The 6,940-nt window shown below is 36.0% G+C and carries 11 protein-coding genes; 1 reads left to right on the top strand and 10 read right to left on the bottom strand.

What is annotated here, in order from left to right; all coding sequences use genetic code 11:
• Window positions 1–42 precede the first annotated feature (42 nt).
• On the bottom strand, window positions 43–333 hold the full coding sequence (locus LJE09_RS16490) for a hypothetical protein (protein ID WP_227311563.1): 291 nt from the start codon (window positions 331–333) through the stop codon (window positions 43–45).
• Between the two features lie 531 nt (window positions 334–864).
• Between LJE09_RS16490 and LJE09_RS16485 the strand changes: the two genes are divergently transcribed.
• Window positions 865–1,278: a hypothetical protein gene (locus LJE09_RS16485; RefSeq protein ID WP_044961941.1), complete on the top strand. Its 414-nt coding sequence runs from the start codon at window positions 865–867 to the stop codon at window positions 1,276–1,278.
• A gap of 108 nt (window positions 1,279–1,386) precedes the next feature.
• Here LJE09_RS16485 and galT read toward each other — a convergent pair whose 3' ends face one another.
• The 9 genes from galT to LJE09_RS16440 form a co-directional block, all read right to left on the bottom strand.
• On the bottom strand, window positions 1,387–2,877 hold the full coding sequence (galT, locus tag LJE09_RS16480) for a UDP-glucose--hexose-1-phosphate uridylyltransferase (protein ID WP_118614217.1): 1,491 nt from the start codon (window positions 2,875–2,877) through the stop codon (window positions 1,387–1,389).
• Entirely contained in the window at window positions 2,871–3,221 is a 351-nt protein-coding gene (locus tag LJE09_RS16475) for a DUF2500 domain-containing protein (protein WP_161208822.1), read from the bottom strand. The genes galT and LJE09_RS16475 overlap by 7 nt, the downstream gene beginning before the upstream one ends.
• Window position 3,222: 1 nt before the next feature.
• Window positions 3,223–3,402 (bottom strand): helix-turn-helix domain-containing protein, encoded by a 180-nt coding sequence (locus tag LJE09_RS18955; RefSeq protein WP_118169660.1) that lies wholly within the window; start codon window positions 3,400–3,402, stop codon window positions 3,223–3,225.
• A gap of 426 nt (window positions 3,403–3,828) precedes the next feature.
• Window positions 3,829–3,924, bottom strand: coding sequence for a hypothetical protein (locus LJE09_RS19245; protein ID WP_179963059.1), 96 nt, complete (start codon window positions 3,922–3,924; stop codon window positions 3,829–3,831).
• 27 nt (window positions 3,925–3,951) lie between these two features.
• Entirely contained in the window at window positions 3,952–4,431 is a 480-nt protein-coding gene (locus LJE09_RS16460) for a hypothetical protein (protein ID WP_118614215.1), read from the bottom strand.
• A 61-nt stretch (window positions 4,432–4,492) separates the two neighbouring features.
• Window positions 4,493–4,687, bottom strand: a complete 195-nt coding sequence (locus LJE09_RS16455) for a zinc ribbon domain-containing protein (protein WP_055056113.1) — start codon at window positions 4,685–4,687, stop codon at window positions 4,493–4,495.
• An 80-nt stretch (window positions 4,688–4,767) separates the two neighbouring features.
• Window positions 4,768–5,148, bottom strand: coding sequence for a DUF4825 domain-containing protein (locus LJE09_RS16450; RefSeq protein ID WP_055056114.1), 381 nt, complete (start codon window positions 5,146–5,148; stop codon window positions 4,768–4,770).
• A 92-nt stretch (window positions 5,149–5,240) separates the two neighbouring features.
• Window positions 5,241–5,573 (bottom strand): DUF1648 domain-containing protein, encoded by a 333-nt coding sequence (locus LJE09_RS16445; protein ID WP_118614213.1) that lies wholly within the window; start codon window positions 5,571–5,573, stop codon window positions 5,241–5,243.
• Window positions 5,574–5,879: 306 nt separating this feature from the next.
• A complete protein-coding gene (locus LJE09_RS16440; RefSeq protein ID WP_118069949.1) occupies window positions 5,880–6,857 on the bottom strand; it encodes a hypothetical protein in 978 nt (325 codons plus the stop codon).
• Window positions 6,858–6,940: the final 83 nt, after the last annotated feature.

Genomic DNA, 6,940 nt, shown 5'->3' with positions numbered 1-6,940 from the left:
CCGCATAAAATCAAGGTATATTAGAATGTAGAATTTACTTTTTCATTCAAGCTTTATAGGGAGAAAGTTAAATGAAAGTGATTTCAGATTTCTTGCCTTTACTTCCAGCAGATAGTCCTCTGCTTTTTTAGCAACCGCCTGTTCTGCCTCTTCCGATGTTTTTCCAGAACAGTTAATTCCATTGATCGTTGTTCCCCGAAAAAATCTGTCTGAATAGTAATAAGACATTCCTGCATAGCCAGCCATAGCAAAGAACACTATGATGACAGTGATCATTATCCACATTTTTTGCTTTCCATTATCCTTATCGGTTATCTCTTTTCTTTTTCCCATCCATGCCCCCTGTTTTTAACGATAAACAGCATTCAGACAAATTTTTTAAATCGTCTGATTTTAATATCTCCGATTTAATAAAAAATAACCAAGGCTGCTGGAAAAAACATTTTCTTTTACAAACAGTAAGCTGATTTCTACAAAACATTTTGCCTCTGTTCTTTTACGGATAGGAACACCGCATCATCATTTATCTCATATTTAGCACTTTTTGGGTATTTTCAGACACTTTCCTTTTTCTCTGTGAACAGAACCCTGAAAACAGGAAAAAAGGGGCTGACATGACCGGTCAGGGATGTTTCATCCTAGACTGATTCATGACAGCACCTAATCAGATCTCACTTATTTTCTTCTATACAAAATCGCTTCTCTGTTTTCTCCTTCTGTCCGGCCGGATTGTACACGTGTTTGTTTTACACTAATTAGATGCAGATACAAGCAAATCGGTTCTCATAATAATAAATTTTTTCTTTCTATCGAATTTTCCTGGTTCATTTGATAAAATGTCCTTATCTGACAGGAGGGGATTTTTTGAAAAGAGTATTTGATAGTCCTTTTTTGAATAAAGCTGCACTGGTGCTGATCTGGCTTCTATTAATGGGCGGGACATTCTTTTATGCCAATAAAAACTATTTTCTTTACCATGAAAATCCAAATTTAATCAAAGCAGACGGATATTATCTTTATAATTTTGGTAGTCCGCGTCATTATTACTGGGCACTGCCTGTTAAATTCACCCATGAAGGCAAAGTATATCATTCTCAGCTTCCTTTAGATATACGAGATGAAAGTTCATCCTGTACTGTAGATCTTCGCATTTACATACCGGCAGATTCTTCTGGCAGTGCATTTGCATTCCGAAACAATATCACCATTCCTGCACTATGGAGGATCTTTATTTTTGTTCCACTGCTACTTCTTCTTACATCCAAAAGAAAAGCCTAGGAAGGTTTCACACCTTATAAAAAATATTCTATTTTCATCATCTTCCTTTAAAAAAATGGGAGGTTTCACTTACCTCCCATTTTCCCAAAAATCCTTTTATTTCAGTTTTTATAATGTTTCAAGAAAACGCATGAATGCTTCTCTTCCCTCGGTCGTACATTTGTATACTCCTGCATCTTCCAGAACATGGGTAAATACGATTCCAATCTCTTTCTGAAGAATGCCATGGATGTTTTCTTTTGTGATTTCCGGATATTTCGGAAGAAACTTCTTAACCCACTCTGCATGTTTCTCAATCTGTTCATTTGAAGAAATATCTTTGCCTTCGAGAATATACTCTTCCAAAAGTTCCATCTCACCTTTTAATCTGGCCGGAAGAACTGCAAGTCCCATAACTTCGATCAGACCGATATTTTCTTTCTTAATATGATGATATTCTGCATGCGGATGGTACACTCCCAGCGGATGTTCTTCTGTTGTGATGTTGTTCCTTAATGTCAGATCTAGTTCGTAGGTATCACCTACTTTACGTGCAATTGGTGTAATTGTATTATGTGGTTCTCCATTGGTCTCAGCATAAATAAATGCTTCTTCATCGGTATAGCCTCTCCATACTTCCAGCACATGTGTTGCCAGATCTACCAAACGGTTGGAATCTTTATGCCGAATACGAAGCACAGATAATGGCCATTTTACAATTCCAGCCTCTACATCTTCAAATCCCGGAAGTATTACATGCTGCTCAATTGGTGCTTTTGCCATTGCAAATGTATAATGTCCACCCTGGAAATGATCATGGCTTAGGATCGAACCACCTACGATCGGCAGGTCTGCATTAGATCCAAGGAAATAATGTGGAAACAGTTTTACAAAATCAAACAGTTTAATAAATGCATTTCTCTCAATTTTCATTGGCGTATGCTGGCAGTTAAATACAATACAATGCTCATTGTAATACACATACGGAGAATACTGGAAGCCCCAAGGAGTATCATTGATCATGATCGGAATAATCCTGTGGTTCTGCCTTGCCGGATGATTAACACGTCCCGCATATCCTTCATTTTCCGGGCAAAGAAGACATTTCGGATAGCTTCCGGATTTTACATTCCTTGCCGCGGCAATTGCTTTTGGATCTTTTTCCGGTTTGGACAAATTGATGGTAATATCAATCTCACCGTATGGACTGTCTACCTTCCACTTTTGATCCTTCTCTACGCGATATCTGCGGATATAATTGCTGTCCTGACTCAGTTTATAGAAATAATCGGTTGCTTCTTTTGGGCTTTCTTTATATTTATCCCAGAACTCTTTTTGCACCTGGCCCGGACGCGGCATCAGACAGTTCATTAATCTGGTATCAAATAGATCCCGGTATACAATACTGTCTTCGATCAGTCCTCTTTTTACGGCTTCATCCAGCAATTTACCCAATGTTGCTTCAAGATTAACAGGTTCCTCAATGTTGTCCGGTTTCTCATAGTCATCCTCATGAAAAACGTCCAGCAGAAGATTTGTTGTGTAGTTTCTTTCACATTCCGGTGTCAGACCTGTTGTAATCCCATACTGTACCAGCTTTGCAATGCTTTCACTTAACATTTTTCTTCCTCCTGTGCTTCACTTTTAAATTTATATTTTTGGTAGCATATATACCGATTTCCCTGATAAGTCAGCATACCTCGATCACCTTTTTCCAGTTCACGAAAATCTCCCTGTTGTATTTGAAATTCCATCAAACTTCCATCCGTCATCTCAAACACAACACGAAACCAAGGTACATGTGCTTCAGACTGCATATGGGTATAGATTCCTTGCTTCTTTTCAACTACAGTCGCATCAACAGATTCAACTGCCGCACTGCTGTTATTGCTGAAGCTTAACAACATTTTGGTAAATACAAACATCATAATTATGAGTGCTGCTATACAGATTATAAATGCCATCCTATTTCTCCATTCCAGATATTTCATCCTGGGTCTGACTTATATATTGTTCACGATAAAGATTCCGGTATTCCCTTGACGTTACTTTATATCTTTCACGAAATACCCGGTTAAATGTCCTTTGGCTCTCAACTCCTGCATCCAGGCAAATGTCTGTGATGCTCTTACCAGTACATTCCAATTAATCTCCTGCAAGTTTTGTCTACTTTTTCTTCCCATTTGGCAAGTAATATACGTCTTCTGATATTATAATGTGCTTGTAAGATAAAGAAAGGAGGAAAACGAAATGAAAAGATTTAAAGCATACGTCAACTACCTCATGAACTTCTATGCCAACTACTTCAGAATTTACCGCTATATGTAAAGGACATTCCTGCCATCACAGGAATGTCCTTTACGGAAACCCAGTTTCAATGGTTTCCCTTATTATACTCTAATTTAGTTGCATTTGTACATGAACAGGATTCTCGAAAACATAGACAAAATTGAACAGAATTATGAAAATACTCTTACCAAGTTTTTTGATTTGTAAACCACTTATTAGCAGACGGATCCGCCAATGTTGAAAACGGATAGGCCGTTTTCCTTTCAGCTTTCAATTTGTCCATTAATAATCTCTGAATTTCCATACATCTGATGGATTTGCATTTTTCATCCTCAGCATTCTTTGAAGCTGCTCTTCTGTAAACCACAGATCGTGCAGTATTTTCCGAAATATAGAGGCTAGATATCAGACCGCTTCATTGCAATTATAAACTGTTGATTTACCAAGATTATTTACATATACGGTAATCAAGTCACCTTTTTTAAGATCCGGCTTTTCCCATACCAAACGGCTTTTGTGATAATACACTTTATCATGATATGTAAAACTATATAAAATCCTGTATGGAATCTGTCTTCTATATCTTGTGTATTTTTGCAAATATACTTTTTCTACCAAGCCATTCACTTTTGTACCATTTTCGATTAATTGTAAATGTAATTTATCAAGCTTTGCAGTATAAATTCCAAGAGCAGCACTTATTATACACAAAAGCACTCCCGTTATAGAAAACACAGTTCCCAACATGTCTGGATTCTGAATGCCTGAGTTTACTGCTGGTTTTAATATCCCAAGAAAACTTAAGACACCGGAAACAAGAAAGAATATTCCTATCCAAAAGAAGATAACTCTCAATAAATCTTCTGTATAGTTAAGTTTTTTCATATTTATTTTCTCCACAAGCATTCCATCAAAATTTTTTATCCTGTTTCAATCATATCTAATTTTACTTCAATTTAGTTAAATCCTCTAAATACATTTCTGTATGTCCACACTCTGGACAGACTGCAACTTTAACATCATCTATAGTTGTCGTTTTTTGTTTTTCATCTACATCTACAACGATCCCATAGCCACCGCCATTAACTTTAAGTCTTAAATCCGCTCTCATGACTGTTCCACACTTTTCGCATTTTCTCATTGCTGTCCTCCAAATATATGTTTCGCTTTCCTATTTTTCTTACTATATAATAGCAGACAAAATATTAACCACTGAATGATCTACCGTTCATACGATGCAATGATTTCCTTACTATCCGCTATTTTATAATCAAGCGTTTCCAAATTACCAATCAAATCAAATGTCATATCCGCATTAACTTGCAATTCATCTTCAATCTTAACTGCAGACGGCTCAACTTTTAGAAATACTGTTAATCCATAAGGCTTCGTTTCAGACTGTATCTGTATGCTATCATAAGAATATCCTTCCGGATACTCTTGCCCACTTACAATATTTATAACATTCGAAGAATCTCCTACATAATCTGTCTTGTACTGTGACAGGTCAGGAATCTCGTACAGTTCTTCTTTTCTGCCACATGCAGAAAGCAATATTGCTGATACCGTAAATAAAATAATTGGAATTACTTTTTTCATCATGAACCAGCTCCTCTTCACACTTTGATATGAAACAGCCTGCCCAATGAAACAGAAACTGCCATATATCTGATTCTTTATTTATAGATCAGCCTTTAAACAAACGAAGCATAAATCATAAAAATTTCTGCGATCAATATAATTCCTAAAACACAATCAATCATTAGGTTATATTGACCAACTGTTAGCCAAGTCTTCGAATGCATCAGAACATACTTTATACTTTTTATACCACTCAAGATTGTAACAGTCAGAAGGAGTATCGGCATTAAAAAAATTTCTATCTTATTGCCAAAGTCATCTGCGACTCCATTCCCAGCAAAGTGAACGGGAATAATCTCCGGTAAGAAAAAGAAGCTTATTATTGCAATCGCAATTCCAACGATGCAAATTCCCCATGTTAATTTCCTGCTGCTTATACCATCCATAACAGTGCCTTCCTCTCATATGTCAGATACTGGTACTTACTCAAAGCTCTCTAATAAGCTTACTTTTTGAGCAATTCTATAACAACCCAGCATGTAGCTATTGTTTGCATCAGAAAAACGAAATCACACACATATTTCATTCCAAATTTCAGAGAAGAGCTTCCAATCAGTCCAAAACCTATGCAAGTCGCACCTATGCTGAATATCAGAGCCAGAATACAAATAAGTACCTTATATTCTTTTCTCATATCCCTTTTCTCCCACATCTATATTAATTTATTGATAAAAATTTAAGGTTCCATATTTCTATTTTACATGAAGAATATGCTGCCTTGCCTCATCCGGAACGATATCTAATAAATATGTTTCCTTAGAAGAAATTTTTTCAAGAAACTCATCCAGTAAATTTTCTTCCTTACCTTCTGCTATTGGCAGAAGTTCCTCATACAAAACTGTAGGAATTCCAATAGAATACTTTTCTTCCTCATATACGAGTGAACCAAATGTCCAGTTTTCTTGTTCCTCCGGACATAATTCCATGATTAACTCAACGATCGGCAAATAATGATACATTTGTAGAAAACTTAAATTGACTTTTATCTGTGTCGTTCCACCCTCTGGGTCTTTTTCCGTTATCTCTATTCTCTTTCCTGTTACGGTCATTACAACTAAAGAATTTTTTGGAAGTTTTCCATTTATCTTATCTATTGATTTTGCTTGAATATAACCACGTTCCATAGCATTTGAACTATAAGTGCTATAACCTTTTGATTCGAAAACACCATAATAACGGTTCGAATTGTTTATTGCTATTAGATCCGGTGATTTGTATGTAGTTTTTCCATTAGCTGAAAGAAATCGATGTTTTTCTATGGGTGGCTGTGAACTGAGTTTTAATACCATTGATAAATGAACCATATACTCATAACCATATTTTTTCTTTCCAAGTACCGTAGTAAGTATCATTCCAATCCAATAATTAATTGCACCAATTTCTGTACTATCCAAATAGACTTTTCTTGCAGGATCGAATAAAAGTTCTCCATTTGGCGATAAAGCAACATATGTTTCAAACAGTTTAATTTTGAAATATATCTCCTCTTTACGATTTCTTTTGTTCGCCTTGTTCAAATATATATCTGGCATCCCAGCTGACACAATAGCATCCATTAGTTCCACTCCGGTAAATGACAATGTTCCATTGCTTCTTTTATTGTGGTCAGAAATTTTTCCAGGTTCCAGATACAAATCTATATAGTAAATATCTCCACGTTTTATCTTCATTGCCTAATTCCTCACAATTAATCATAGTTTAGGCGTTTGCGAAACGCCACAAGCCGCATAAATACGGCATTTTTTGTTACCTA

Origin of the sequence: Blautia sp. DFI.3.45 (assembly GCF_020593505.1) — a bacterium.
In the GTDB taxonomy this organism is placed as follows: domain Bacteria; phylum Bacillota; class Clostridia; order Lachnospirales; family Lachnospiraceae; genus Blautia_A; species Blautia_A wexlerae.
Note: the sequence above shows the minus strand (reverse complement) of the source record. Positions and strands in the feature narration are given on the sequence as shown.

Excerpts from the sequence above, each read along its gene's own strand:
- LJE09_RS16440 (WP_118069949.1), bottom strand. The coding sequence starts at position 6,857 with ATGAAGATAAAACGTGGAGATATTTACTATATAGATTTGTATCTGGAA.
- LJE09_RS16475 (WP_161208822.1), bottom strand. The coding sequence starts at position 3,221 with ATGGCATTTATAATCTGTATAGCAGCACTCATAATTATGATGTTTGTA.
- LJE09_RS16460 (WP_118614215.1), bottom strand. The coding sequence starts at position 4,431 with ATGAAAAAACTTAACTATACAGAAGATTTATTGAGAGTTATCTTCTTT.
- LJE09_RS16445 (WP_118614213.1), bottom strand. The coding sequence starts at position 5,573 with ATGGATGGTATAAGCAGCAGGAAATTAACATGGGGAATTTGCATCGTT.
- LJE09_RS16450 (WP_055056114.1), bottom strand. The coding sequence starts at position 5,148 with ATGATGAAAAAAGTAATTCCAATTATTTTATTTACGGTATCAGCAATA.
- galT (WP_118614217.1), bottom strand. The coding sequence starts at position 2,877 with ATGTTAAGTGAAAGCATTGCAAAGCTGGTACAGTATGGGATTACAACA.
- LJE09_RS16490 (WP_227311563.1), bottom strand. The coding sequence starts at position 333 with ATGGGAAAAAGAAAAGAGATAACCGATAAGGATAATGGAAAGCAAAAA.
- LJE09_RS16455 (WP_055056113.1), bottom strand. The coding sequence starts at position 4,687 with ATGAGAAAATGCGAAAAGTGTGGAACAGTCATGAGAGCGGATTTAAGA.